The sequence below is a fragment of the Exiguobacterium sp. A1_3_1 genome (genome assembly GCF_048985645.1).
Taxonomy (GTDB): Bacteria; Bacillota; Bacilli; order Exiguobacteriales; family Exiguobacteriaceae; genus Exiguobacterium_A; species Exiguobacterium_A indicum.
Map to the genome: position 1 here is coordinate 1 of NZ_WBYY01000004.1, position 25,993 is coordinate 25,993.

The following is a 25,993-nucleotide window of genomic DNA, read 5'->3' on the forward strand; positions in this document are numbered from 1 at the left end:
TCATGACACGATAAAAAGAACGGAATCCGCGGATTCCGTTCTTTTTATTTGAAGCGATAGGCATTTTTGTCTTCCTGCTTGACGGTATACATCGCTTCATCGGCGCGAATCAATAGGAGACTCGTCGTCGTTCCGTCTTCCGGGTAACGTGCGATTCCGATCGAAGGCGTGACGTGCATCGTCTGCGCTTGATAAAGAAACACCTCATTCAGCCGCTTAAGAATGCTTTCTGCATAATGGATCGTACCTGCGCGATTTCGGTGTAAGAAGACGATGAATTCGTCGCCGCCAAGTCGTGCTGCCATCTCCGTCTGCTGCAGATCCGCTTCTAGCCGTCGTGCCGTCTCTTGTAGAACGAAGTCTCCCGCGTCATGACCGAACTGATCATTGATGTCTTTAAAGCCATCTAAGTCGATGAATAGTAACGATCCTTCTTGCCAATGTAGTAATTCATTTGATAGGACTTCCTCGAAATAGCGACGATTCGGTAAGCCGGTGAGCGCGTCCTGATATCCAAGCGAACGTAACATCCGTTCTTCCGTCAAGGCATGCGTCCGGTCCGCTAAGATAATGTAGAAGTCATGCTCGCGCGGAATCGAGATGACCGTCACTTCAAAAGCGCGTCCATCGTCGAGTTGCATCAATTGATGTTCGATTGGTGTTCCTTGCCAACTGATTGGGACGATCTGTTCCATCAGTTGATCTGGAAGCTGTCCGGCAGGAAAATACTGTTCCGCGATCGGATTCATCGCTTTTTCGTGACCGTTGGCATCCATCCGAACGATTGGATACGGATGATTCAGAAATAGTCGACGGTACTCTTCCTTTCGCAGTTCGAGGCGTTCTGTTTTTTCGTTGACGCGTTGTAACAACTCATGTTCCGAAAGGCTCAGCTCACGCAAGAGTCGTGTGTTTTGACGTTCGGAGAAAAATTGGCGTACGAAAAAGAGCGAGAAGAGACCGATGAGACTGCTCCAGTAGATGGTAGATGGAATCGGTACGTACGAGATGCCACCAACGACGATCAAGAGACTGAGATAGGGCAGGTACGAGATCGTCCATCGTTCGGAGGCTTCCGGCGAGTGCGTTTTTCTATAATACTGCAAGAGGCCGTATAAGCTGACCGGATACAACGGGAAGAACCAGCTGGCGATGTCGAGCTGATTCCGGATGAAAAACGTATAGTAACCGAAAATTGCAAAGATGAAGAGAAGCATCGATTTAATCAGTAAGCGATGTGATGTGCTGTGCAAGCCGGTCGTATAAAGTAAGAAGAAAAAGAATAGTTGCGCAATAAAACTAAGCGCAAAACCGCTCATCCCAGCGAGTTCAATGGAAGAACGAGCAATATCCGGTATATACCTCAAGATGATTGTATAACCGAAAACGAATGTCATACCGAAGAGTAAAATCCCGTCGACGTAAAGAAGTGGTAAGCGCCGGACCGTCGACCAATTAATCTGTTTCGCGAAAGTCATCGCTGTCAGGATAAAAAAGCCGGTAATCGTCAGGTTGACGACGGTATCGAGCTCTGGTGGGTGCCAGGCAACTGGTAAAAAGCTAAAGGCAAAGTTCAAGATGATACCGATCGTGAACCACTCGATTGCTCGCCGGATGATCGGTAACGTACCAGACGAACGAGCTACCCACGAGCAATAGAGAAGTCCGGCAATCGTACTGAAGACAGCAAAAATCGGACCAGCATGAAACCAGCTTGATCCGAGAATGGCAATGTACGTAACGATGACATACCACTGGACGCGAGACATGTGTCGCATGCGTGATCCTCCTTTTTATGTAATTTGATTAGACGTTATGTGTTTCACGATACAATTCCCAATGTTCCCGTGCTTCTTTTTTTGTCCGGTCCGACACGGTCTTACTTTGGAAGATGAGACCATACCATTGTTTCGCATCATCCGTCCGTTTTAAGACAGCATATAAGTCGCTGATCCGCAGTAAGAGGACATCGTGAGGGATACCGGTACGAACAGCGTCGGTATAATTGAGATACAAGGCTTCGTACTTCGTGACCGACCGTTCCATCCACTGCAATTCTTGAGCTTCGTCTCCGAGCATTCGGTACATCCAAGCGATTCGAACACCGAGCATGGCAAGAATTGCCTCTTTTTGTCCCGTCACTTGCGCCGTATAGAGCGCTAATTTATATAGTTGTAAGGATTGTTCAATCGTTCGCTCCGTTGCTGCGAACGACAACACTGGGAGCGTTGGTAAAATTTGCTCTTCGAGTGTCTGACGCACGTCCGTCCGCAACTTTTCAAACGATTCATGAAAGACGAATCGACAGTGGGAACACTGGATCGGTTCGTACAGATAGGGATTCGATCCTTGGTAATGGACGAAGCCGTCAAAATCCGTCCGCTCGACTCGAATATGACGGGATAGGACACGCTTCGTCTCCGTTTCTTTTAAGCAATAGGTACACTTACATTTTTTTGAATATAATTCAGGCATGGATAATCTCCTCATGTTGTCGGATTAGACAAAGACGTTGACGAGCATGCCTTTGATTTCCCCGACTTGATCTAAAATATCAAGTCGTCTTGATTCTCCGGATAAGACGGTGTCCGTCAATTGCAACAGCTTCGTATCGACTTGTTCGACGACTTTATAAATTTTCGTCCGTCCACGACGATTGAAGCCACGTTTCTCTTCTAGTTGCTGTGACTGATCCAATGCATCCTTCAGGAAGTCCTTGATCTTCTCCTTGTAGCTCTCTAGATTTTCGATTGTATGACTCTCAGCGAGGAGTTGACCGTGCTCTTCGACGAGCAGTAACTTTTGCTGGAGGCGTTCGTAGCCTTTATGTTCTCGTTTATCCTGCATCAAGGCAGAGAAGGTCGTTGATGCCTCGACTTCCCGAGGACCGGACCGAGCTGCTTGAAGCCGTTGGGTTTCTTGAATGCGGCGAATGTCCATAGCTGACACTTCCTTCTTAGTTGAGTAGTTGCAAGACGCCTTGCGGTAATGCGTTCGCTTGCGCAATCATGGCCATACCGGATTGGTTGAGGATGTTGTACTTCGCATACTCCATCATCTCCCGTGCCATATCGGTATCGCGAATCCGTGACTCGGAGGCCGTCAAGTTCTCACGGCTGATACTGAGGACCGAATTCGTTGCTTCAAAGCGGTTTTGGATCGCACCAAGTTTCGCGCGCTGATTCGAAACGTTGTCGATCGCTTTCGTATAGAGTTCGATGGCGGTATTAGCACTCTCACTCGACATGACGCTTAACGCATATTCCGTCGTGCCACTCGTTTCCGTCATGGCGACACCACCCGTTGCTGGAGCAGTCGTCGTACTGATACCGAGCGCCAGCCCACGCATATCTTCGACGGTAACCGAGATACCTTCGTTCGCCCCGGCATTCGTTTGAATAAAGAGGGCGCTTTTCCCTTCAGCGAAGTCACCCGTTAGGATATCTTTGCCGTTGAACTGGGTCGTCTTCGCGATACGTGTCACTTCATTCGTTAACTGGTCGATTTCGGATTGGATCGAAGAACGGTCTTCAGGAGCGAGCGTTCCGTTACTTGCTTGGACAGCGAGTTCACGCATCCGTTGTAAGAGACTATGCGTTTCATTCATGCCGCCTTCTAAGGTCTGCACCATCGAGATGCCGTCGAGAACGTTTTGTTCTGCTTTATCGAGTGCTTGCAAGCGATTCCGCATCTTCTCAGAGATGGCGAGACCAGCTGCATCGTCTGCAGCACGATTAATCTTTTGACCGCTTGATAGTTTATCCATCGTTGTCTTGACATTTAATTGATTCGCTGTCAGGTTACGATACGCCTTTAGTGCTTGGACATTGTTTGAGATTTTCATTCGTATGCCATCCTTTCATATCCTGCATGATGGGCTGCCCGAGCAAGTGGGCGCTTATTTGTACTTGCTGCTTGCCATGTAACTAGCAGTTCTTCAGCAAAGAAAAGTGCTTCCGTGAGTACGTGATGTTCTGTGTAGGCACGCAGCGTCTGTTGACCGAGGTAAAAGTATAATGCTTCGAGTTGGGAGGTGATGATGCCGCCGTCGTCATGCAGTCCTTCCGAGAGCTTCGTCAGTAGCGCGTAGGCTTTTTGAAGACGTTCATTCATGTGATCAAACGCTTTTGCTTCAATCGCCGTGATTGCCTGTTCATACTGGAAAACGAGTCCTTGTAACATTTTTTCCGTCAATTGTTGTGGGGTCATCTGATACAGTTCTTGTTCTGTCATGTCTGTCGTCCTTTCGCGTGGTCCAGTTCTTCGATTAATAAGAGGAGTTCTGCCATGACGTCATAGAGTTGCGGTGGAATCGCGGTCCCAAGGTCGAGATCGAGCAGGTGACCGAGTAACGAGGTATCGTGTTCAACAGCGATTCCGTTGGCGCGAGCTTCCTGCAAGATCCGATCTGCCGCTTGTCCTGTCGCGCGAGCAACGACGACAGGTGCTTGTCCAGATGCTTCATCGTAACGCAGAACGGCAGCAGATTTTCGGTGCTTTAAATCGATTTTCTGGTACATGGCTTCCTCCTTTAAATCCGATAATCGTACCCATTTGGCGTCTCATCCTTTTGCGTAGCAACGTCTGGGCGTTCTTCTTTCGTGAACGGTCGGAACTGAATCCGGACATCCTGATAACCGGTCGCTTCTAAGGCATCCGTCGTCCGTTCGAGAAAAGGTGCGGCAAGTCGCTCGAGAATCGGGAGATCATTTTCGATCGTGATTTGCATTTTTCGGTTGACGGTTTCGACGCGTACGCCGATATCCCCAAGGCGTTTCGTATTCAGCTGGACGTACAACGTATTGTTTTCCCAGTCGATCACTTCATCCGGTCGCTTGTTTTGAAGGTGAACATGAAGACCGGCTGTCGCTTCGACGATTTGGACCGGGAGTGATAACAGAATCTGATTCAACTGTTGTTGATTATCAGGCTTATTGATTTGCTGTTGCGTTGTTAAGAATGACTGAAGCTTCGAAGCCTCCGGGTTGAGAGTCGGAGCAGCGAGCTTCAACTCGGCGCTTTGTAGCTGCAGTGCTTTTTGAATCGTTTCTTGTAAAACTCGCGGACTGTTTTGTTTCGGTTCATACGGTATGAGTTTTGTCGGTGCGTCGTTTGGCGTTCGAGTGCTTGACGCGTTCCATTCCGGTAAATAGGTCGGACGGACGTTCGCTGGTGCGTAGCGGAAGGCTTCAAAGCCCGTTCGGACTTCTTGCAGTAGTACCTTCGCTTCCGTTCCCCGACCGAGGGAAGCGAGTTCAGCGCCTCGTTCGAGCTTAGATAAGAAGTGGATCAACTGTTTTTCATCCCGCATCGTCGTATGCAACATCGCGTCCGTTTGCTGGAACATTTGCTTCAAGCGGTGTGCCGTACTTTCGATGACAGCAACCATTTGCACCGGACGGGACTCGACGAGTGGTTCGATTTGTCGTAGTTGTGACACAATCGTTCGCTGTTGGCTTTTGAAGTCGTTCGTCACCTCCGCTAAGCGAGGGGTCACCTCTCGGACGAGCGTCAGAGCTGAACGCGTCGCAGTTGCGGGCTCGACCGGACTTGCGGCACGCGCCGTCAGACCGATCAATTGCTCACGGACACTCGTCTTCGGCTCAAGTGGAGCTTGCGGGAAGTAAGGTGTCAGTTGTTTTCGGACCGTTTCGACGTCCCCTTGATCAAGCGCTGTAATGAGTTCGGGGCGTTCCTTCGCTGGCAAATGTTCAATGTACTGACGCATATGCAACGGTGTCGCAGCTTCGATATCCCGCTGCGTCGGTAAAGTAGCGCGTGCAACGTCAAGAGCAACGGCTTTTTCAAAAGTCGGTTGGTCGCGTAAGGCGTCGCGTTCCGGAAGGACATCGACGAAGTCTTCTGTCGTCGCTAACAGGCTATCGATCAAGAGTTCTGCTTCCGGTGGAAGGGAATTGTTAGGACGCGAGACGAGTTCAAGGACAAGATCCTTGTAGCTGCCTTGAAGGGCAGTGACCAGTTGGGCGACGACTTCCGGTGTTTGAGGCAACTGACCGCTCGCAAGGAGTTTTGCGACAGCCGGTTTCAGGTCTGCTGGCACGCCTTCGAGTAAAGCAGGATCGACGTTTGACGGAATCGAGACGGCGGACGGTGTTTCAGCGTCAGATCCTGAGACGGTCGGTAGCTGTTCGATCAGATAACCTTCTGCCGTTTGACCTTTTACTTTAAACTGGAAATCACCTGTCGGAACATCTCCAGTGAATGTCATCTCGATTTTATCCCGTCCGACTTGAACGAGCGCCGTATGCGGTCCTGTTTGTTCCAAGACAGTTCCTTTATATGTCTTCGTCTCCGAAAGAACGGTTTGTCCGGCAGGTACCGTCGAACGAGCTGGATTCAACTGGATATTCATCAAACGTCCTCCTTTTTTCAAAATACATCATCTTATTATATATCGGCAGAAACGAAAAAGGGTTGAGCGAAAATATCGCCCAACCTTCGTTTTTTCAAGATTTGATTGCATTAAAGCGTTCCTCTAATGTCATCGCGTTCAATTGTTGATAGCGAGCCATAAGCTCACCTGTTGCTTTCATTTGGTTGCGGACGATGTAAGGAGAGGCGTTCACGGGAAGGATCATGCCATTGCGGGTCTTCAGCTTAGTCTGTCCATCCTCTTCGAGGACATCAATCATATGACTCCAAGCGTACCATTCGCAATCATCACGTTTCGGTGATTTGGTAGGGAAAAAGACGAGGCCGAGTGACGGTTCGATGACAATCGGGACTTTTCCTTTCACGGATGCGACACGTTTTGCGGTGACGATCCGTTCCTCAATAGAACTATTGTACTGCCTGCACGATAATTGCAACAGTTGATACGGTCGAAGTGGCGTCATGATGGTAGAACCATCTTCTAGCACGATGATGGACTGCTTCATCATGTCGTAGCAAGGTAAGATTGCTACGGTCCGCTTCGTGATTCGATACTTTTCATCATTATGGAATGGTCGCATGTCGACTACATCCTCCTCAAATGGGACAATGGATAAAACAGGTAATTACTAACGATATAATACAATATTACAAATGTAATGACAATGTAATTTTTTGAAATATAGAACAATGTCTTGGTGGAAATTGATAATTACGTGGTAATGGTTTCTAAATAATCAGAATTTTTAATTGTCAATAATTCCTTCTTTTGATAGACTAATTCGTGAGAGCTTGCTCTCGTACTCTGGTTTGCGAAGGGAACGTGAATTCGAATGGAACAAGGTAAAGTCAAATGGTTTAATGCTGAAAAGGGTTATGGATTCATCGAAACGTCTGACGCGAAAGACGTCTTCGTACACTTCTCAGCGATTCAAGTCGATGGCTACAAATCACTTGAAGAAGGCGAAGAAGTGGAATTTGAAATCGTTGAAGGCGATCGTGGTCCACAAGCTGCGAACGTTTCAAAGATCTAATCCAATAGCAGCCGCCACCGTTTTTAGGCCATCCGCCTAAAAGCGGTTTTTGTTTTGAATCCATTTGAAACGGGTATATACGTTAACATCAACATGCTTCAATATTATCGTACGCTAAGAATCGAAGTGAACGTTCATGAGAATGTCATCGTTTTCATGGTCTTCCTTCACTTATCGTGCTATAATAAAAACGAACCAAAGAATTTCGAATATTCAGAAGGAAACGACTGGATCATCTCGAATTCATAGGTTCAACCGGTTACTTAAGGAGGAGTTTACATGATCTACAACATTCGCGGTGAAAACTTGGACGTCACAGATGCTCTCAAGGATTACGTCGAGAAAAAGCTTGAAAAGTTAACTCGTTATTTTACAACTCCTACGGAAGCGCAAACGGCTTATGTCAATCTCAAAGTCAACAATGAGAAGCAAAAAGTCGAAGTGACGATTCCAATGCCAAACCTCTTGCTCCGCGCAGAGGATATCAATGGCGATATGTATGCAGCCATCGACCTCGTCGTCGATAAGCTCGAACGTCAAATCCGGAAACACAAAACGAAGTTGAACCGGAGAGGACGCGCTAAAGAAGGCGGCATCGGAGAGTACTTCAAAACGCTCGAAGGACCGGAAGCGGAAGCGCCAGTCTATGAAGAGGACGAGGCAGAACTCGAACTCGTTCGGACGAAGCGTTTCACACTCAAACCAATGGACACGGAAGAAGCGATTCTTCAGATGGACATGCTCGGACACGCATTCTTCGTCTTCTCAGACGCAGAAACGGGCAACACGAACGTCGTCTACCGTCGTAAGGATGGTCGTTACGGTTTGATTGAACCAGAATAATGAATGTAACAGGGACTCGCTCTTACGGGCGAGTCCCTTTTTGATATGATGGAAAACTATTTTTAAACACGATACGTGTGCTCTATGACGAAAGACCGAGACCGCTACTCGGTCCGCTTGTTGAAATTTGACGTCGTATTCGGTACACTGAATAAAGGAAAAATCTCGGAATTCTGTTCGTTCAAAGAATCGTTCGAAGTAAGGGGACTGTAAGGCATGGCTAATTTTCTAAAAGAATTATTTGCACCAACGAAACGTGTCCTGAAGAAAGCCGAAAAAGCAGCAGACGCTGTGGAAGCATTCGAGACACAAATCGGTGCATTATCGGATCAAGAACTCGAAGGAAAAGTCGTTGAATTCCGTGAGCGTCTCGCTAACGGAGAAGACTTAGATGATATTTTACCGGAAGCTTTCGCGGTCTGTCGCGAAGTGTCAACACGCGTTCTCGGCATGCGCCACTACCGCGTTCAGTTGATCGGTGGATATGTCCTGCATAACGGGGATATCGCCGAAATGAAGACCGGGGAAGGTAAGACACTCGTCGCAACACTCCCTGTTTATTTGAATGCCCTCGCTGGCAACGGCGTTCACGTCGTTACCGTCAACGAATATCTTGCAAAACGTGACCGTGACATCATGGAACCTCTTTATGCGGCCCTTGGTCTATCGGTCGGCTTGAACCTCTCAAGCATGTCGCGTCAGGAAAAACAAGCAGCCTACAGTTGTGACATCACGTACGGAACGAACAATGAGTTCGGTTTCGACTACTTGCGTGACAACATGGTCCTGTATAAAGAAGACCGTGTACAACGACCGCTCCATTACGCTGTCGTCGATGAAGTCGACTCAATCCTCGTCGATGAAGCGCGGACACCGCTCATCATCTCAGGGTCTGCCGAGAAATCGACAGCGCTCTATTCGCAAGCCGATGCATTCGCGAAAATCATGAAAGCAGATGAAGACTACACCGTCGACATCAAGACGAAGAGTGTCCTGTTGACGGAGCAAGGAATTGACCGCGCTGAGAAATATTTCGGCATTGATAACCTGTTTGGTCTTGAGCACGTCTCACTTAACCATCACTTGAGCCTCGCGCTTCGGGCGAACGCCGTCATGCATCGCGACGTCGACTATATGGTCCGCGAAGACGAAGTCATGATCATCGACCAATTCACGGGTCGTGTCATGGAAGGTCGTCGTTACTCAGAAGGTCTGCACCAAGCGATCGAAGCGAAGGAAGGCGTCGAGATTCAACGCGAATCGATGACCCTTGCGACGATCACGTACCAAAACTTCTTCCGAATGTATACGAAGCTTGCCGGGATGACGGGTACAGCGAAGACAGAGGAAGAAGAGTTCCGTAACATCTACAACATGCACGTCGTACCGGTTCCGACGAACAAACCAGTCGTCCGAAACGATATGCCGGACTTAATCTTCAAGACGATGAACGGGAAGTTCGCTGCCGTCGCAGACGAAATCGAACGTGCCCACCGCGAAGGACAGCCTGTCCTAGTCGGTACGGTTGCCGTTGAGACGTCGGAGTTACTCAGTAACATCCTCAAGAAACGTGGCATTCGTCACGAAGTCTTGAACGCGAAAAACCACGCACGTGAAGCGGAAATCATCGAGAACGCTGGTCAAGCGAACTCGGTCACGATCGCAACGAACATGGCCGGTCGTGGTACCGACATCAAGCTTGGTGAAGGTGTCTTAGATAAAGGTGGTCTCTTCATCCTCGGGACAGAACGTCACGAATCACGCCGTATTGATAACCAGCTCCGTGGTCGTGCCGGTCGTCAAGGGGACCCAGGGGCATCACAATTCTATCTGTCACTCGAAGATGAGTTGATGCGTCGTTTCGGTTCCGACTCACTGCAATCTATGATGGATCGTCTCGGAATGGATGATTCACAACCAATCGAGAGCCGGATGGTGTCTCGTGCCGTTGAATCGGCTCAAAAACGCGTCGAAGGAAACAACTTTGATGCGCGGAAACAAGTCCTCGGCTACGATAACGTCATGGCGGACCAACGGAAAGTCATGTACGCGGACCGGGCAGCGATTCTCGATGCGGGTTCCGTGTCAGATATCGTCCGTCCGATGATCGAGCAGACGATCGAAGCAGGCGTCCATCAGTACACGCCGGTCGAGTTCGTCCCGGAAGAGTGGAGCATCGGTGCACTTGCGGAGTGGGCAAACCAGACGCTTGCGATCGAAGAGAAGGTCACGGAAAGCGACCTCTTCGGAAAAGAACGTGAAGAGATCATCGAGTTGCTTAAAGAGCGGACATTCGCGCACTACGAGCACAAACGGTCAGAAGTCCCAGCCGAAGCATTCGATGAGTTCGAAAAAGTCATCGTTCTTCGTGCCGTTGACCAACACTGGATGAACCATATCGATCAAATGGATCAACTCCGTGAAGGGATTCACCTCCGGGCATACGGTCAAAACGACCCGCTCCGTGAATACCAATCGGAAGGTTCGATGATGTTTGATGCGATGAACGCTGCGATCGCAGAAGAAGTGACACAATTCGTCCTTCGGGCAGATCTTGATCCAAACCTCAAACGCGAAAAAGTCGTCCAAGACGAAGTCGCCGTTTCGGGTAAGGAAGACAAAGCGGTCAAGAAAAAACCGGTCCGGAAAAATCCAAACGATCAAATCGGACGCAACGATCCGTGCTGGTGTGGATCCGGTAAGAAATATAAGAACTGTCACGGCCGTCAGGCATAAGTGATGAATCGACTGAAAGAGAGGCAGGAGATTCCTGCCTCTTTTCACGGAAAGAGAAGGTGGAACACATGGAATTAGCAGAAATTCGCAACACCGCCGAGTGGATGGAAAAGAAACTCGACGAATATAAGGCATCACTCGACCTCGAGTCGAAGATTGCCCGAATCGAAGAACTTGAAAACGAGATGACGTACCCAGACTTCTGGAACAACCAAGAATCGGCACAAAAAGTCATCGATGAGTCGAACGGCTTAAAAGCGATGGTCGATAAATACAAAGAACTCGAAGCAGGTCACGAGAACGTCGCTTTGACGTACGAATTGATCAAGGAAGAGCCGGATGCGGATCTTCAAGAAGAGCTCGAGTCAGAACTTGGCGACCTCAAGAAGAAGTTCGAAGACTTCGAACTCCAAATTCTCTTAAACGGCGAGTATGACGCAAACAACGCGATCCTCGAGTTACACCCAGGTGCGGGTGGCACCGAGTCGCAAGACTGGGCATCGATGTTACTACGGATGTACCAACGTTTCTGCGACAAGCAAGGCTGGAAAGTCGAAACGATGGACTACCAACCGGGTGATGAAGCAGGTGTTAAATCGGTCACGCTCCGTATTCAAGGGCACAATGCCTATGGATACTTAAAAGCTGAAAAAGGGATCCATCGTTTAGTCCGGATCTCACCGTTTGACTCGTCAGGTCGCCGTCATACATCGTTCGTCTCGTGTGACGTCATGCCGGAATTCAACGATGACATCGACATCGAAGTCCGTACGGAAGATTTACGGATCGATACGTACCGTGCCTCTGGTGCCGGTGGGCAGCACATCAATACGACAGACTCGGCTGTCCGGATCACCCACGTTCCGACAGGCGTCGTCGTCTCTTGTCAACAAGAACGGTCGCAAATCAAAAACCGTGAAGCGGCGATGAAGATGTTGAAAGCGAAACTCTACCAACGCGAAATCGAAGAGCAACAAAAGAAACTCGACGAAATCCGTGGTGAAAAATCGGATATCGCATGGGGTAGCCAAATTCGTTCGTACGTCTTCCACCCATACAGCATGGTCAAGGATCACCGTACGAACTATGAAGTCGGGAACACGCAAGGGGCAATGGATGGCGACATCATGGGCTTCATCGATGCGTACCTCCGTCTCATGAATATGTAAGACAACCAACCAGTCGGACGATGTTCGACTGGTTTTTTGACCGTCAAAGGGGGAACAGTAATGCAGGAGCAAAGTCGGATCAACAAACAAGCGTGGGAGTACCGGGCATATGAATTTTGGGAAAAGCGTGACGGAACACCGGCAGAATATGCTGCGATCATCAAACAAGATCCAGCCGCATGTTTGAAGAAACATCGTCGTCATTTCGAAGACGTCGCCGGGAAGACGATCGCGAACATCTGTGGTTCGAACGGACGCAAGGCGGTGCCGTTAGCGTTACTCGGAGCAGACGTCACCGTGTTCGATATTTCAGAGGAGAATGCCAAGTACGCGCTTGAACTAGCGCACCATGCTGAGACATCAATCAACTATGTCGTCGGGGATCTCTACGCGATCGATCTTGAACGATATCGCAATACGTTTGACCTCCTCTACTTAGAAGGCGGGATTTTGCATTACTTTGCGGATCTCGAGCGTTTTCTGCAGATTTTGTTTACGATCTTGCGACCCGGTGGGCAGTTGATCCTTAGCGATTTTCATCCGGTCGGCCGCTGGATCGATGCGGATTTGACGTATCGACCGCGTTATTTCGATCAAGCGTTGCAATCAGGCGATTTGGCGTATAAGACGCACTTTACGGACGCGGAACAAACCGATTTTCCGGACGTCTCCGTCCGTTACTTTACGCTGAGTGAGATTTTAAACGGCGTCATCGCAACACGTTTCACATTAGAACGATTCGACGAGCATCGTGGCTGGAACGGTGAGAACATCCCGTCCGAGTTCACGCTACTCGCAATGAAACCACTCGAAGGGAGCAATAGCTGATGATTATCCGTAAAGAAGGCTTCAAGGATGCAGCGGGAATCCGGCTTGTCCATGAGGCAGCGTTCGAACAACCGAACGAAGCGAACCTCGTGGATGCGTTACGCGAGGACGAAGCGGCGCAACCGGTCTTTGGTCGCGTCGCGATGACCGACAAAGGAGAAATCGTCGGTCATGTCCTCTTGAGCCGAATCCATATCGGTGACATCCCGTCACTTGCCTTAGCGCCGGTCGGTGTGTTGCCGGCTTGGCAACGAAAGGGCATCGGTTCTGAGTTGATCCGCCAGGTGATCGAGGATGCACGGGATGCCGGTGAATCACATATCGTCGTGCTTGGTCACGACAGCTACTATCCACAGTTTGGTTTCGAACGGGCGATCGACTACGGTATTGAGCCACCGTTCCCCGTTCCGCCAGAAGTCTTTCTCGTCCTTGCCCTCGAACGGAATGGGTTGCGTGGCGTCAGCGGCATCGTCCGCTACAGTCCGCCCTTTAGTGCGGTATAAAGGGAACACTGTGAGTTGTTCCGCCTCTCTAGTCGTTGTCTGACTTTTCCGCTAAAATGAAACACGAGAATCAATCGATAAGGGGAAATGGAATGTCATGACATCGACACGTCAGGAAGTCGTGCGCGATTATGCGTATTTGTTAATCGGGTCCTTGTTCGTCGCAAGTGCCTTTAGTTTATTTTTAGCACCGAATCAACTCGCTTCAGGAGGCGTTAGTGGCTTATCGATCGTCTTGAACGATCTGTTCGGGATCTCACCCGGCTTGTTCCAACTCGTCGCGAACATCGTCTTGCTCGCGATCGGGTGGATGATCCTCGGGATGGGTTTTGGCGTCAAATCACTCGTCGGGTCGATCTTTTTACCGGTCGTCATCCTCGTCTACGAGCGGTTCGATGTTCCGGCTGCGACGATGAATCCGATGCTTGCCGCGATCTTCGGTGGTGCCGGTGTCGGGATCGGACTCGGTCTGATCTTCCGGGGACGTGCCTCGACCGGGGGAATGGATTTGATTGCGCAAATTTTGCACCGTTTCACAAAATTGCCACTCCATCTCTGTATCGCCTTGCTCGACGGAACGATCGTCATCAGTGCAGCGACAATCTTCTCGCTTGAGATCGGACTGTACGCGCTCGTCGCCTTGTTCATCACGATCAAGATGATCGACGTCGTCCAACTCGGGATCACGAACGACAAGCTCGCCTATATCATTTCCGATCAACGGGAAGCGTTAGTGAAGGAAATCTTTGAGACTCTCGATCGCGGAGCGACGGAGATCGAGGCAGCGGGTGCGTTTACGCGGACACGGAAACCGATGCTGATGGTCGTCGTCCGCCAAGGAGAGATCACAACGCTTAAAGAGATCGTCAAACACATCGACCCGTCGGCGTTCCTTGTCGTCAGTGAAGCGCATGAAGTTCTCGGACTCGGTTTTACGGACGACAAACGCTACCGGAATGTGCCGTAATTGTTCCAAACTCGTGAAGTTTTTGTGAAATCATGCTTAACTCTTCTGCATAACGGTTATACTCTAACTAGGATCAGAAGCGTTTACTTAGATACTTACAAGAGGGGGATATCCGGATGAAGCTGAAAAACTTGTTACTCGCGTTAGGGTTAGGCACGACGCTTGCACTCGCAGCATGTGGTGGTAGTGACGACTCCAGCTCTAGCGATTCGTCAAGTACGAAGGAAGAGTCGACGATGAACGATGATTCGTCGAAGACGGAAACAGCTGTTGATGCGGAAAAAATCTTCGCGAACAACTGTGCATCGTGTCACGGGAACAACCTTGAAGGAAATGTCGGACCAAATCTGACGAAGGTCGGCTCGAAATACTCTTCAGAAGAGATTCAAGAGATCATCAAGAACGGGAAAGGGCAAATGCCGGCTGGAATCCTCAAAGAGGATGAAGAAATCGTTGCCGTTGCTGACTGGCTCGCGGATAAAAAGTAATTATGGGATATGATGGGGTATGAGATGACAGACACGACATGTGTTCGTCATCTCGTACCTCTTTTTTATGGTATCATCGCTTGAAATGACATTTGATTGTAATGTGCGTTCAATTTCGTCCCTGTTATAATGGTGGTCGGTGGGTTTTTAGACCTATCCATTCAGCATCAGTAAATAAGTAAGGATGTGAAGTACGTGATCAAGATGCAACGAATCAGTAAGATTTATCCGAACGGCGTCACGGCACTCCGTGAGGTCGATTTGACGATTGATCAAGGCGAATTCGTCTATATCGTCGGTCCGTCGGGTGCGGGTAAGTCAACATTCATGAAAATGATGTACCGCGAAGAGAAACCAACGAGCGGTTCATTTTTATTTAAAGGAATCGAAGTCGGTAAGTTGAAGAACCGTCAAATCCCCGAACTTCGTCGCCAAATCGGCGTCATCTTCCAAGATTTCAAACTACTCCCGTCATTGACGGTTTATGAAAATGTCGCCTTCGCATTAGAGGTCGTAGGAGAAGACAAGTCACAAATCCGCCAGAAGGTGCTCGAGGTACTCGATCTCGTCAAGCTCAAGCATAAGGAACGGAACTATCCGGATGAATTATCTGGGGGCGAACAACAACGAATCTCGATCGCGAGAGCCATCGTCAATCGTCCGTCACTCGTAATCGCCGATGAACCGACAGGAAACTTGGACCCGGATACTGCATGGGAGATCATGGAAGTGTTCGAAGAGATCTATCGCCGTGGGACAACGGTCGTAATGGCGACACACAACCGAGACATCGTCAACAAGATGCGTCATCGTGTCTTAGCGATTGACGGTGGAAAAATCGTCCGAGACGAAGAGAAAGGAATGTACGGCTATGAAGTTTAATGGATTCCGTCATTTACGGGAAGGGGCAAAAGGTCTCGTCCGGAACGGCTGGATGACATTCGCTTCAGTCAGTGCCGTTACCGTCACACTACTTCTCGTAGGAATATTCGCAATGCTCATGTTCAACGTCAACAAGATTTCTGATAACGTCGAAAAAGACGTCGAGATCCAAGTCTTCGTCGAACGGGAAGCAGACCAAGCAAAAATTGATTCAGTTGGCGATTCATTGAAGCAATTACCGGGTGTCGCCTCTGTCCGTTATAGTTCGAAAGAAGAAGAACTGGACCGCTTCAAGGAGCAACTTGGCGAAGGTTCACAAGCGTATCGGTCTGTTGAAAAAGATAACCCGCTTCACGATCGATACATCGTCAAAGCTACCTCACCAAAAGAGACAGAAACACTTGCAAATTCCATCAATAAAATGGAAAATATAGATAGTGTCGAATATGGTAAGGACTATGTTAAAAAGATGTTTAACTTCCTTGAAGGAGTTCGGATCGGTGGAATCATCCTGATCGTCGGTTTGACGTTCATGGCGATGTTCCTCATTTCGAATACGATCAAAGTCACGATCTTCTCCCGTCGTCGGGAAATCGAGATCATGCGTCTCGTAGGAGCGAAAAACGGATTCATCCGTGCACCGTTCTTCGTTGAAGGGTTGTTGATGGGGATATTGGGTGCGATCATCCCAATTGTCGTTGTCTACTTTGGTTATGAAGCCTCGTATAATGTGATTCAACCTCAACTGGCAACGATTAACGAAGGAATCTTCTCACTGATTCCGCCAGGACAATTATCACTAGAGGTCGTCTTAATCTTACTCGGTCTCGGTGCATTCATCGGTGTCTGGGGATCGACAACTTCACTCGGTCGTTTCTTGAAGATTTAATCGATTCATTTAAAAATAAAATAGAGGAGAGATGCTTCTCATGAAAGTCCGATTCTATTCTGTCGTCCTGAGCTTAGCTTTGATTGGAACTAGCGTGTCCGTTCATGCCACGTCGAAAGAAGATTTGTTGAAGGAACAACAGGAGGTCGAAAGCCGTCTAAAAGAGACGGAACGATCACAGAATCAGACATCAGAGAAGTTGATCTTGACGAAACAGCAGCGCAAGGAAGCCCGTGCGCAACTGGATGAAGTCAACAGCCGTTTGGATGATTTAGCGCGTAAGATAGCCGATCAACAAGCGGCTGTTGTTGCATCTAAGGAACGATTACGTCTGACGGAAGAAGCCATTTCCGAAACGTTGAAGGAATTACATCAACAAGAAGATTTACTAGGCAGTCGCTTACGTGCCGTCCAGCAAAAAGGAGACGTTACCTACATCGAGGTCTTGCTTGACGCGAAAGACTTCGGTGATTTGATTTCGCGCTTCAGCACAGTCAGTGAGATCATGAAGCAAGATGATGATGTCCTGCAAACATATAAGACGAACGTCAGCCAGTTGAACGAACAGCGATCCGAGCAAGCGTTGTTGCTCGAAAGTCTGAAGCGGGAGCAACGGAAATTACTTGTCCTTCAGACGCAAATCATCTCAGAATCGGAGTTGAAGCGAAAGCTGGTCGTCCAGTTGAACACGAAGGTAAAAGCGTTGCAACAAGAGCAGTTCTCAAAAGCTGAAGAAGCAGAAATTCTCGCTGATCAGCGACAGTTGATTCAAAATGAACTGGCTGCACTGAAAGAAGCAGAACGAAAAGCAAAAGAAGAAGCAAAGCGACGGGCAATCGAGGCAGCACGTCAAGCCGAAGCGAAGCGAGTAGCGGAAGCCAAACGGCAAGCAGAAGCTGCGCGTGCTGCTGCAGCGAAACAACAGGAAGCGGATGCTGAGAAAACGAAGCCACCCGTCCCTGAAGTCGAAGTACCTTCTGAAACACCTGATACACCAGCAGACGTCGATTCGAATCGTCCGTTCCATTTACCGGTGCAAGGCTATGTCTCATCACCGTTCGGTCCACGAAACAATCCGTTGACTGGAAAGCCGGAGATCCATAAGGGAATCGATCTCGTCAATGCGAAAGGGACACCGATTCATGCGGCAGCCGGAGGAATTGTTTTGCGTGCAGGCAGTGCGACGGGGTACGGCAATGTCGTCATGGTAACTCATTTAATTGATGATCAGGTCTATACGACCGTTTATGCCCACCTGGAGTCAATCGATGTCAAAGCCGGTCAAACGGTCATGCCGGGTCAAACCGTCGGCACACTTGGATCAACCGGCTGGTCGACAGGACCGCATCTGCATTTCGAATTGCATAAGGGAGAGTGGGCTGCCGGTCAACCGAATGCAGTCGATCCGGCACCGTACATCTTTTGACATCCCATAGAATACTGAAAAGATAGGGTAACCTATCTTTTTTTGCTATACTGAAAAAAATAAGGCGTTTTTTAACGGAAGTGGGGAATCAAGCGTGAAAAAATCTACAACAGCAGTCATCGCGGTCAGTACCTTCGGGCTTGGTTTAGGGGCAGGCGCTGTCGGGATGTTAGCGGCGGGAGGAACGGATTCTGTCTCGACGTCATCGTCGTCTGCGAATGCGACGGGTGATTGGAAAAAAGTTGATCAGGTCCGTCAAATGATCGAACAGAACTATCTAGAGGACGTAACGGATAAAGAACTGCTGGACGGTGCATTATCCGGTATGGCGGAAGTGCTTGACGATCCGTATTCCGTCTATATGGATGAGTCGGAGACAGCATCGTTCAATACGAATCTATCGTCTTCATTTGAAGGGATCGGTGCGACACTGGAACAAAAAGGCGAGTCGATCGTTATCGTCTCACCGATTAAGGGATCACCCGCTGAAAAAGCCGGGATCAAACCGGGTGACGTCATCTTAAAAATCGACGGCAAGTCGACGAAAGGGCAAAAGACGGATCAGGCGGTCAAGAAAATCCGTGGTGAAAAAGGAACGAACGTCGTCCTGACGATTCAACGTAGCGGTCAAGACGCGATGGACATCACGATCAAACGGGATACGATTCCGATTGAGACGGTCTATACGTCGACCGAGGACGTCAACGGGAAGAAGATTGGTGTCTTGCAAGTGACACAGTTCTCAGAACCGACGGCTAAAGAGTTCGAGAAGGGGCTCGCGAAACTCGAGAGTCAGAATATCGATGGACTCGTCATCGATGTTCGCGGAAATCCGGGTGGTCTTTTGACGGCTGTCTCAAGCATGATTGCACCGTTTATTCCGAAGGACGTTCCGATTTATCAAGTCGAGAACAATAAGGGAGAGCGTCAGCAGGAATTCGGGAAGGCAGACGAGAAGAAACCGTATAACATCGTCGTGCTCGAAGACGGCGGATCAGCGTCCGCGTCCGAGATTCTGGCAGCCGGTCTAAAGGAAGGTGCCGGGGCTGAGGTCGTCGGTACGAAATCGTTCGGTAAAGGCATCGTCCAAAGTGCCTATGACTTGAAGGACGGTAGCGATTTGAAGTTAACGACGAACAAATGGCTGACACCGGACGGCAACTGGATTCATAAAAAAGGCGTTAAGCCGACGATTGAAGTCAAGCAACCGGCGTACTTCAACGTCACGAAGATCCTGACTGATCAAAAGTCACTCACAGTCGGCGATTATGGAAAATCAGTCGAAAATGCTCACCTCGTTCTCGAAGCAATCGGTTTCGAGCCAAAAGGACAAAATGGGTATTTCGGTGACACGATGAAGCAAGCCGTCGAAGCCTTGCAAAAGGATGCGAAGCTTGATGTCACTGGAAAAATCGATCAGCAGACAGCGGGTGAGATGGAGACGCGTCTCCTGAAGAAACTCGAGGACGATAAGAATGACGTCCAGCGGAAAAAAGCACTCGAGGTCGCTGCTCAATAATAAGGAATGGAAAGAGGTCTGAATGCGCGTGGAATTACTCGATGAAATTGGTTGGACCGCGATTAGTCTCATCGCCAGTCCGACCTTGTGGTTAGCACTCCTTGTCAGTTGGGTCATCGGCATCCGGCGTGTTAAACGGGAACGTGGACTATTTCGCTCCCGGACACACGGTAAACGAAGCGATGTCCTCGAAACACTTTTACCTGGGTTACTAATTGGTCTCGTCTTATCCGTCGTCAGCGGCTGGCTCGGATTGACGCTGACGCCGCAATACGCTCTGTTGTTACTCGGACTCTCGAGCGTCCTGTTGTTGGTCGGGATTGTCCGCTTGAACGTACCGCTTTGGCCGATCGTCTTGCTTGGACTTGCCGGCTGGTTTCTAATGGATGCACGTCTTGATCCGGTTCGAGCGGTTGATCCGAAAATGATTTTATTGCTTGCGACGTTAACGCTCGTCGCGGAATGTCTACTCGTCTGGTGGCGCGGAAAGCGACGCCTGTCACCGTCACTTGTCGTCTCGAAGCGTGGTCGCTTCATCGGTGGGTTGTCAGCGAATAAACTTTGGCTATTGCCTTTGCTCGTCTTTGTTCCGGGCGACGTGCTTGAAGCTTGGTGGCCACGTTACAGCTTCCCAGAGCTCGTTCCGATCGTGCTTTGGTTACCGATCGGCTTCAGCTTCCTCTTTACGGGTAAGTTGCCGAAAGAATTGATGCGTCCGCTCGTTCAAGGACGTTTGATCACGAGTCTCGTCGCGATTCTACTGACGGTTCTTGCATACGTCACCGGACAAGCTGAATGGCTGTACGGAATCGTCTTGTTGCTCGTCCTGCATATCCTATTGCATCAGCGGGTCAAACGCTTGAACCGGGCACAGACCCCATTGTTCCTCAATGGAACGCGTGGTGCCGTCATTCTTGGAACGCTACCTGATAAACCAGCTGCTGAGATGGGCTTGATTCCGGGCGAAGCGATTTATAAAGTCAATGGTGAGAAGGTCGATTCGGAAACATCTTTCTACGAAGCCATCCAAAAACACAAACCGTATCTGCGTCTTGAAGTCATGAACCATAACGGCGACATCCGGTTTGCGCAACGTGCCTTCTATGAACAAGATCATCATGAGCTCGGTATCCTGTTCGTCAACGAGCCGGTCCATGGTCGCACTAAAGTGCGGTCCTTGCATTAAATTAGTACATCCCTGTCACGGAACAGCCGTGACAGGGATTTTTTTTGTCGGCAGAAAAATCGAGGATCAACACTCGAAGCAAAAAGAAACTTTTGCATTTTCGAAAAAAAGGGTAACTTCCTAAAAGGAGCACTTCATAATCGAATGTTTGTTCGTAAAGTGGTACAATAAAAATAGATTTTTTACGTGATGAGGGGGAAGCAAACGATGGATTTTGAACTCGTTTCACCATTTGAGCCAGGCGGTGATCAGCCGACGGCAATCGAAAAATTGGTGACTGGGCTAAAACAAGGCGAACGACATCAGACGTTGCTTGGGGCGACCGGTACCGGGAAGACGTTCACGGTCTCGAACGTCATCAAGGAAATCAAGAAACCGACGCTCGTCCTTGCCCATAACAAAACACTAGCGGGACAACTCTACTCGGAGTTTAAGGAATTCTTCCCGAACAATGCGGTCGAATACTTCGTTAGTTTTTATGATTATTATCAACCGGAAGCATATGTTCCATCAACGGATACGTTCATTGAGAAGGACTCTTCGATCAACGATGAGATTGATAAACTACGTCACTCGGCGACGTCCGCCCTGTTCGAACGGGAGGACGTCTTGATCGTTGCTTCTGTTTCGTGTATCTATGGTCTTGGTAACCCGGAAGAGTACAATAACCACGTCTTGTCACTGCGTGTCGGCAATGAGATGGGACGTAACGAGATGCTCCGTCGTCTAATCGACATCCAGTATGAGCGTAACGACATCGACTTCCAGCGCGGACGGTTCCGCGTCCGCGGAGACGTCGTCGAAATCTTCCCGGCGTCACGCGACGAACAGTGTGTTCGAGTCGAGTTCTTCGGTGACGAGATCGAACGGATTCGTGACATGGATCCGCTGACAGGTGAGATCGTTGCGGACCGCGAGCACATCTCGATCTTCCCGGCGTCCCACTTCGTGACGGGGGATACCCGTCTGCAGAAGGCGATCGCGAACATCGAGAAGGAACTAGAGGTCCAGCTTGCGAAGTTGCGTGAAGACAACCAGTTGCTCGAAGCGCAACGGCTCGAACAACGGACGAATTACGACCTTGAGATGATGCGCGAGATGGGCTATTGTTCCGGAATCGAGAACTATTCACGTCACTTGAACTTGATGCCGGAAGGGGCAACACCGTATACGTTGCTTGATTACTTCCCGAAGGACTTCTTACTCGTTGCCGATGAGTCGCACGTCACGCTGCCGCAAATTCGCGGGATGTATAACGGAGACCAGGCGCGGAAACAAGTCCTCGTCGATCACGGCTTCCGTCTTCCGTCGGCAAAAGACAACCGTCCGTTACGATTCGAGGAGTTCGAGGAGAAAGTCAGTCAGGCGATCTATATCTCGGCGACACCAGGACCGTATGAACTCGAACATTCAAAAGAGATGGTCGAGCAAATCATCCGTCCGACTGGTCTCGTCGATCCGACGATCGAGATTCATCCGATCACGGGACAAATCGATTACTTGATGGATAACATCCGTGACCGGGTCGCGAAGAACGAACGTGTTCTCGTGACGACACTGACGAAGAAGATGGCAGAAGATTTAACTGATTACTTGAAAGAGAACGGTGTTAAGGTCAACTATATGCACTCGGAGATCAAGACGCTGGAACGGATTGAAATCATCCGTGACTTGCGGCTTGGGAAATACGATGTCCTCGTCGGGATCAACTTGTTACGAGAAGGACTCGATATTCCGGAAGTCTCACTCGTGACGATTCTCGATGCCGATAAGGAAGGCTTCCTCCGTTCGGACCGTTCGCTGATTCAAACGATTGGTCGGGCGGCGCGGAACGCGGAAGGACACGTCATCTTGTTTGCCGATAAAGTCACCGATTCGATGCAACGCGCAATCGATGAGACGGAACGCCGTCGCGCGATCCAGATGGCGTTCAACGAAGAACATGGCATCACGCCGCAGACGATCAAAAAAGACGTCCGTGGTGTCATCAGTACGACGATCGAGAGCGACGATACCGTCGAAAAACTCGAGAAGTTCAACAAACTCAAAAAACCGGAGCGCGAAACGTTGCTTGAACAGCTTGACCAAGAGATGCGTCAAGCGGCGAAAGACATGCAGTTCGAACGAGCTGCTGAGCTCCGCGACCTCATATTAGAATTGAAAGCAGGTGCCTAAGTTGGGAGAAAAGAAGAATCAGATTATCATCAAAGGCGCTCGCGTCAATAATCTACAAAACATCGATGTCGAAATTCCCCGCGATCAGCTCGTCGTCTTGACGGGCTTGTCCGGGTCAGGGAAATCGTCGCTTGCCTTCGACACGATTTACGCGGAAGGACAACGACGTTATGTCGAAAGTTTATCAGCCTATGCCCGTCAGTTCCTCGGACAGATGGATAAACCGGATGTCGACACGATCGAAGGACTGAGTCCAGCAATTTCAATCGACCAGAAGACGACGAGTAAAAACCCACGGTCGACGGTCGGAACGGTCACAGAAATCTATGATTATCTGCGTCTATTGTACGCACGAATTGGTAAACCGATTTGTCCAAATCACGGAATCGAGATTTCGAGCCAGACGATCAGTCAGATGGTCGACCAAGTGATGGAGTTACCGGAGCGGACGCGTCTGCAAATTCTCGCGCCAATCGTTTCCGGACGAAAAGGAACGCACGTCAAGGTGCTCGACGATTTGAAGAAGGAAGGCTTCGTCCGCGTTCGTGTCAACGGAGAGACGATGGATCTCGCTGAAGAGATCACGCTTGAGAAAAACAAGAAACACTCGATCGAAGTCGTCGTCGACCGTGTCGTCGTGCGACCAGATGTCGAAGCCCGTCTTGCGGATTCACTGGAGACTGCACTTCGCCTCGCGGACGGTCGGGTCATCGTCGATACGATGGATGGCAACGAATTATTGTTCAGTGAACATCATGCTTGTCCGATCTGTGGCTTTTCGATCGGCGAACTCGAACCACGGATGTTCTCGTTCAACTCACCGTTTGGTGCTTGTACGTCATGTGACGGTCTCGGAACGAAGCTTGAGGTCGATGTTGATCTCGTCGTGCCGCATCCTGATAAGTCATTGAACGAAGGGGCAATCGTAGCGTGGGAACCGACAAGCTCGCAGTATTATCCACAATTGCTCAAAGCGGTCTGTGACCACTTTAAGATCGATATGGATACACCATTCGAACAGTTGTCAGAAGAACACCGTGAAACGATCTTGAACGGAAACACGAAGGAAGAGATCCACTTCCGGTATGAGAACGACTTCGGGATGGTCCGAAATACGAATCTCTACTTCGAAGGGGTCCTCAATAACTTACAGCGTCGCTTCAAGGAGACATCGTCTGATTATATCCGGGAACAGATGGAAGGCTATATGGCGAAGAAAGCATGTCCGACGTGTAAAGGACATCGCTTGAAACGGGAATCGCTCGCCGTCAAAGTATCTGACCACCATATCGGTGAAGTGACGAAGATGTCTGTCAAACAAGCGGTCATGTTCTTCGACGAACTGCCGGAGAAATTAAGTGAGAAGGATCAGACGATTTCGCGGATGATCGTCCGTGAGATTCACGAACGGGCGTCGTTCCTTGAGAACGTCGGTCTCGATTACCTGACGATCTCACGCGCAGCGGGGACGTTATCCGGTGGAGAAGCGCAACGGATTCGTCTTGCGACACAAATTGGTTCGCGTCTGACGGGCGTCCTCTACGTTCTCGATGAACCATCGATTGGCTTACACCAACGCGATAATGATCGTCTGATCAATACGCTGAAGGCGATGCGTGATCTCGGCAACACGTTGATTGTCGTCGAACACGATGAAGACACGATGATGGCAGCTGACTACTTGATCGATATCGGACCTGGTGCCGGCGATCACGGTGGATTCGTCACGGCAGCCGGGAAACCGGAAGAGTTGATGCAGGATGCGAACTCGTTGACTGGTCAATACTTGTCCGGGAAGAAGTTCATTCCTGTTCCGTCAACACGCAAAGAGCCAGACGGTCGGATGCTCCATATCCACAAAGCATCGGAAAACAACCTGAAGAACGTCGATGTCGACATTCCGCTTGGTCTGTTCGTCGCCGTCACCGGTGTCTCGGGCTCCGGGAAATCGACGTTGATCAATGAAATTCTCTATAAGACGATTGCGCACGAGATGAACCGGGCGAAAGAAAAACCGGGTGCTCATAAAGGGATCACCGGTCTTGATCAAATCGATAAGGTCATCGATATCGATCAGTCACCAATCGGTCGGACACCGCGTTCGAACCCGGCAACGTATACCGGTGTCTTCGATGACATTCGGGACGTTTTTGCTTCGACGAACGAAGCGAAACTCCGTGGTTACAAAAAAGGACGTTTCAGTTTCAACATCAAGGGTGGACGTTGTGAAGCGTGTCGTGGCGACGGGATCATCAAGATTGAGATGCACTTCTTACCGGACGTCTATGTTCCGTGTGAAGTCTGTCACGGAAAACGCTACAACCGCGAAACACTCGAAGTGAAATATAAAGGCAAAACGATTGCCGACGTGCTTGAGATGACGGTTGAAGATGCCCTTGCCTTCTTCGAGAACATTCCGAAGATTACGCGGAAACTGCAGACGATCGCTGACGTCGGTCTGACGTACATGCGTCTCGGTCAACCAGCGACGGAACTGTCCGGCGGGGAAGCGCAACGTGTTAAACTGGCGTCCGAGTTGCATAAACGCTCGACTGGGAAGACGATCTATATTCTCGATGAACCGACGACAGGGCTTCACGTCCATGATATCGCGCGTCTCCTGAAAGTGTTGCAACGTCTTGTCGACAATGGCGATACAGTACTCGTCATCGAACACAACTTGGACGTCATCAAGACGGCCGACTACTTGATTGATCTTGGACCTGAAGGTGGCGACGGTGGCGGAACGATCGTTGCTGCCGGTACACCGGAACACATCGCTGAAGTTGAAGCATCCTACACGGGACGATACCTCGCACCTGTCCTTGAACGCGATGCGGCACGAATTGAATCGTGAAACTTTTGTGGATGAGGATTCGTAGGAAGGAACTAAGGGAACTTAAACGAAAGTATCATGTAACACACGTTTGAGGTTCAAGAATAGGAGGGAACGGT

23 protein-coding genes are annotated in these 25,993 nt (G+C 49.5%); 15 read left to right on the plus strand and 8 right to left on the minus strand.

The genetic code is table 11. The features are described 5' to 3' along the window. Positions 1 to 44: 44 nt before the first annotated feature. The 8 genes from F8N00_RS00910 to F8N00_RS00945 form a co-directional block, all read right to left on the minus strand. Entirely contained in the window at positions 45 to 1,778 is a 1,734-nt protein-coding gene (locus F8N00_RS00910; protein ID WP_421017605.1) for a diguanylate cyclase domain-containing protein, read from the minus strand. A gap of 28 nt (positions 1,779 to 1,806) precedes the next feature. Next, positions 1,807 to 2,475: a DUF2225 domain-containing protein gene (locus tag F8N00_RS00915; RefSeq protein WP_421017606.1), complete on the minus strand. Its 669-nt coding sequence runs from the start codon at positions 2,473 to 2,475 to the stop codon at positions 1,807 to 1,809. A gap of 24 nt (positions 2,476 to 2,499) precedes the next feature. Continuing rightward, positions 2,500 to 2,940, minus strand: a complete 441-nt coding sequence (locus tag F8N00_RS00920) for a YaaR family protein (RefSeq protein WP_053454195.1) — start codon at positions 2,938 to 2,940, stop codon at positions 2,500 to 2,502. A 16-nt stretch (positions 2,941 to 2,956) separates the two neighbouring features. Next, positions 2,957 to 3,844, minus strand: coding sequence for a flagellin (locus F8N00_RS00925; RefSeq protein WP_421017607.1), 888 nt, complete (start codon positions 3,842 to 3,844; stop codon positions 2,957 to 2,959). Beyond that, positions 3,841 to 4,233, minus strand: a complete 393-nt coding sequence (gene fliS, locus F8N00_RS00930; RefSeq protein ID WP_421017608.1) for a flagellar export chaperone FliS — start codon at positions 4,231 to 4,233, stop codon at positions 3,841 to 3,843. The genes F8N00_RS00925 and fliS overlap by 4 nt, the downstream gene beginning before the upstream one ends. Next, complete coding sequence (locus F8N00_RS00935; protein WP_053454192.1) at positions 4,230 to 4,520, minus strand: EscU/YscU/HrcU family type III secretion system export apparatus switch protein; 291 nt, start codon at positions 4,518 to 4,520, stop codon at positions 4,230 to 4,232. The genes fliS and F8N00_RS00935 overlap by 4 nt, the downstream gene beginning before the upstream one ends. An 11-nt stretch (positions 4,521 to 4,531) precedes the next feature. Further along, positions 4,532 to 6,373 (minus strand): hypothetical protein, encoded by a 1,842-nt coding sequence (locus F8N00_RS00940; protein ID WP_421017609.1) that lies wholly within the window; start codon positions 6,371 to 6,373, stop codon positions 4,532 to 4,534. A 94-nt stretch (positions 6,374 to 6,467) separates the two neighbouring features. Continuing rightward, positions 6,468 to 6,974, minus strand: coding sequence for a competence protein ComK (locus F8N00_RS00945; protein ID WP_023469249.1), 507 nt, complete (start codon positions 6,972 to 6,974; stop codon positions 6,468 to 6,470). A gap of 252 nt (positions 6,975 to 7,226) precedes the next feature. On the opposite strand from F8N00_RS00945, the gene F8N00_RS00950 reads away from it, so the two are divergent. The 15 genes from F8N00_RS00950 to uvrA all read left to right on the plus strand — a co-directional run bounded on the left by F8N00_RS00950 (position 7,227) and on the right by uvrA (position 25,895). Continuing rightward, on the plus strand, positions 7,227 to 7,427 hold the full coding sequence (locus tag F8N00_RS00950; protein ID WP_023469248.1) for a cold shock domain-containing protein: 201 nt from the start codon (positions 7,227 to 7,229) through the stop codon (positions 7,425 to 7,427). Between the two features lie 279 nt (positions 7,428 to 7,706). Further along, entirely contained in the window at positions 7,707 to 8,270 is a 564-nt protein-coding gene (hpf, locus tag F8N00_RS00955) for a ribosome hibernation-promoting factor, HPF/YfiA family (protein ID WP_023469247.1), read from the plus strand. A 216-nt stretch (positions 8,271 to 8,486) separates the two neighbouring features. Then, positions 8,487 to 11,006 carry a preprotein translocase subunit SecA gene (gene secA, locus F8N00_RS00960; RefSeq protein WP_029342500.1) on the plus strand — a complete coding sequence of 840 codons (2,520 nt, stop codon included), beginning with the start codon at positions 8,487 to 8,489 and terminating at the stop codon, positions 11,004 to 11,006. Between the two features lie 68 nt (positions 11,007 to 11,074). Then, a complete protein-coding gene (gene prfB, locus F8N00_RS00965) occupies positions 11,075 to 12,175 on the plus strand; it encodes a peptide chain release factor 2 (RefSeq protein WP_023469245.1) in 1,101 nt (366 codons plus the stop codon). A 60-nt stretch (positions 12,176 to 12,235) separates the two neighbouring features. Next, entirely contained in the window at positions 12,236 to 13,003 is a 768-nt protein-coding gene (locus F8N00_RS00970) for a class I SAM-dependent methyltransferase (RefSeq protein WP_421017610.1), read from the plus strand. After that, positions 13,003 to 13,506, plus strand: a complete 504-nt coding sequence (locus F8N00_RS00975; protein WP_421017611.1) for a GNAT family N-acetyltransferase — start codon at positions 13,003 to 13,005, stop codon at positions 13,504 to 13,506. The genes F8N00_RS00970 and F8N00_RS00975 overlap by 1 nt, the downstream gene beginning before the upstream one ends. Positions 13,507 to 13,603: 97 nt before the next feature. Continuing rightward, positions 13,604 to 14,473, plus strand: a complete 870-nt coding sequence (locus F8N00_RS00980; RefSeq protein WP_313634904.1) for a YitT family protein — start codon at positions 13,604 to 13,606, stop codon at positions 14,471 to 14,473. A gap of 116 nt (positions 14,474 to 14,589) precedes the next feature. Beyond that, positions 14,590 to 14,961: a cytochrome c551 gene (gene cccB, locus F8N00_RS00985; RefSeq protein WP_023469241.1), complete on the plus strand. Its 372-nt coding sequence runs from the start codon at positions 14,590 to 14,592 to the stop codon at positions 14,959 to 14,961. A gap of 195 nt (positions 14,962 to 15,156) precedes the next feature. Further along, positions 15,157 to 15,843: a cell division ATP-binding protein FtsE gene (gene ftsE / locus F8N00_RS00990; protein ID WP_023469240.1), complete on the plus strand. Its 687-nt coding sequence runs from the start codon at positions 15,157 to 15,159 to the stop codon at positions 15,841 to 15,843. Next, the gene (gene ftsX, locus F8N00_RS00995) at positions 15,833 to 16,732 is read left to right on the plus strand and encodes a permease-like cell division protein FtsX (RefSeq protein ID WP_023469239.1); all 900 of its coding nucleotides are present in this window, start codon (positions 15,833 to 15,835) and stop codon (positions 16,730 to 16,732) included. The genes ftsE and ftsX overlap by 11 nt, the downstream gene beginning before the upstream one ends. Positions 16,733 to 16,772: 40 nt before the next feature. Further along, a complete protein-coding gene (locus F8N00_RS01000; protein ID WP_421017612.1) occupies positions 16,773 to 18,158 on the plus strand; it encodes a peptidoglycan DD-metalloendopeptidase family protein in 1,386 nt (461 codons plus the stop codon). A 94-nt stretch (positions 18,159 to 18,252) separates the two neighbouring features. After that, positions 18,253 to 19,677, plus strand: a complete 1,425-nt coding sequence (locus F8N00_RS01005; protein WP_421017613.1) for a S41 family peptidase — start codon at positions 18,253 to 18,255, stop codon at positions 19,675 to 19,677. Between the two features lie 22 nt (positions 19,678 to 19,699). Next, the gene (locus F8N00_RS01010) at positions 19,700 to 20,863 is read left to right on the plus strand and encodes a PDZ domain-containing protein (RefSeq protein ID WP_421017614.1); all 1,164 of its coding nucleotides are present in this window, start codon (positions 19,700 to 19,702) and stop codon (positions 20,861 to 20,863) included. Positions 20,864 to 21,070: 207 nt separating this feature from the next. Continuing rightward, the gene (uvrB, locus tag F8N00_RS01015) at positions 21,071 to 23,038 is read left to right on the plus strand and encodes an excinuclease ABC subunit UvrB (RefSeq protein WP_075642814.1); all 1,968 of its coding nucleotides are present in this window, start codon (positions 21,071 to 21,073) and stop codon (positions 23,036 to 23,038) included. A 1-nt stretch (position 23,039) separates the two neighbouring features. Continuing rightward, positions 23,040 to 25,895: an excinuclease ABC subunit UvrA gene (uvrA, locus tag F8N00_RS01020; RefSeq protein ID WP_035396286.1), complete on the plus strand. Its 2,856-nt coding sequence runs from the start codon at positions 23,040 to 23,042 to the stop codon at positions 25,893 to 25,895. Positions 25,896 to 25,993: the final 98 nt, after the last annotated feature.

What these genes read in the sequence shown, in the direction of transcription:
- F8N00_RS00910 (WP_421017605.1), bottom strand. Translation starts at nt 1,778, where the DNA reads ATGCGACACATGTCTCGCGTCCAGTGGTATGTCATCGTTACGTACATT.
- F8N00_RS00915 (WP_421017606.1), bottom strand. Translation starts at nt 2,475, where the DNA reads ATGCCTGAATTATATTCAAAAAAATGTAAGTGTACCTATTGCTTAAAA.
- F8N00_RS00920 (WP_053454195.1), bottom strand. Translation starts at nt 2,940, where the DNA reads ATGGACATTCGCCGCATTCAAGAAACCCAACGGCTTCAAGCAGCTCGG.
- F8N00_RS00925 (WP_421017607.1), bottom strand. Translation starts at nt 3,844, where the DNA reads ATGAAAATCTCAAACAATGTCCAAGCACTAAAGGCGTATCGTAACCTG.
- fliS (WP_421017608.1), bottom strand. Translation starts at nt 4,233, where the DNA reads ATGACAGAACAAGAACTGTATCAGATGACCCCACAACAATTGACGGAA.
- F8N00_RS00935 (WP_053454192.1), bottom strand. Translation starts at nt 4,520, where the DNA reads ATGTACCAGAAAATCGATTTAAAGCACCGAAAATCTGCTGCCGTTCTG.
- F8N00_RS00940 (WP_421017609.1), bottom strand. Translation starts at nt 6,373, where the DNA reads ATGAATATCCAGTTGAATCCAGCTCGTTCGACGGTACCTGCCGGACAA.
- F8N00_RS00945 (WP_023469249.1), bottom strand. Translation starts at nt 6,974, where the DNA reads ATGCGACCATTCCATAATGATGAAAAGTATCGAATCACGAAGCGGACC.
- F8N00_RS00950 (WP_023469248.1), top strand. Translation starts at nt 7,227, where the DNA reads ATGGAACAAGGTAAAGTCAAATGGTTTAATGCTGAAAAGGGTTATGGA.
- hpf (WP_023469247.1), top strand. Translation starts at nt 7,707, where the DNA reads ATGATCTACAACATTCGCGGTGAAAACTTGGACGTCACAGATGCTCTC.
- secA (WP_029342500.1), top strand. Translation starts at nt 8,487, where the DNA reads ATGGCTAATTTTCTAAAAGAATTATTTGCACCAACGAAACGTGTCCTG.
- prfB (WP_023469245.1), top strand. Translation starts at nt 11,075, where the DNA reads ATGGAATTAGCAGAAATTCGCAACACCGCCGAGTGGATGGAAAAGAAA.
- F8N00_RS00970 (WP_421017610.1), top strand. Translation starts at nt 12,236, where the DNA reads ATGCAGGAGCAAAGTCGGATCAACAAACAAGCGTGGGAGTACCGGGCA.
- F8N00_RS00975 (WP_421017611.1), top strand. Translation starts at nt 13,003, where the DNA reads ATGATTATCCGTAAAGAAGGCTTCAAGGATGCAGCGGGAATCCGGCTT.
- F8N00_RS00980 (WP_313634904.1), top strand. Translation starts at nt 13,604, where the DNA reads ATGACATCGACACGTCAGGAAGTCGTGCGCGATTATGCGTATTTGTTA.
- cccB (WP_023469241.1), top strand. Translation starts at nt 14,590, where the DNA reads ATGAAGCTGAAAAACTTGTTACTCGCGTTAGGGTTAGGCACGACGCTT.
- ftsX (WP_023469239.1), top strand. Translation starts at nt 15,833, where the DNA reads ATGAAGTTTAATGGATTCCGTCATTTACGGGAAGGGGCAAAAGGTCTC.
- F8N00_RS01000 (WP_421017612.1), top strand. Translation starts at nt 16,773, where the DNA reads ATGAAAGTCCGATTCTATTCTGTCGTCCTGAGCTTAGCTTTGATTGGA.
- F8N00_RS01010 (WP_421017614.1), top strand. Translation starts at nt 19,700, where the DNA reads ATGCGCGTGGAATTACTCGATGAAATTGGTTGGACCGCGATTAGTCTC.
- uvrB (WP_075642814.1), top strand. Translation starts at nt 21,071, where the DNA reads ATGGATTTTGAACTCGTTTCACCATTTGAGCCAGGCGGTGATCAGCCG.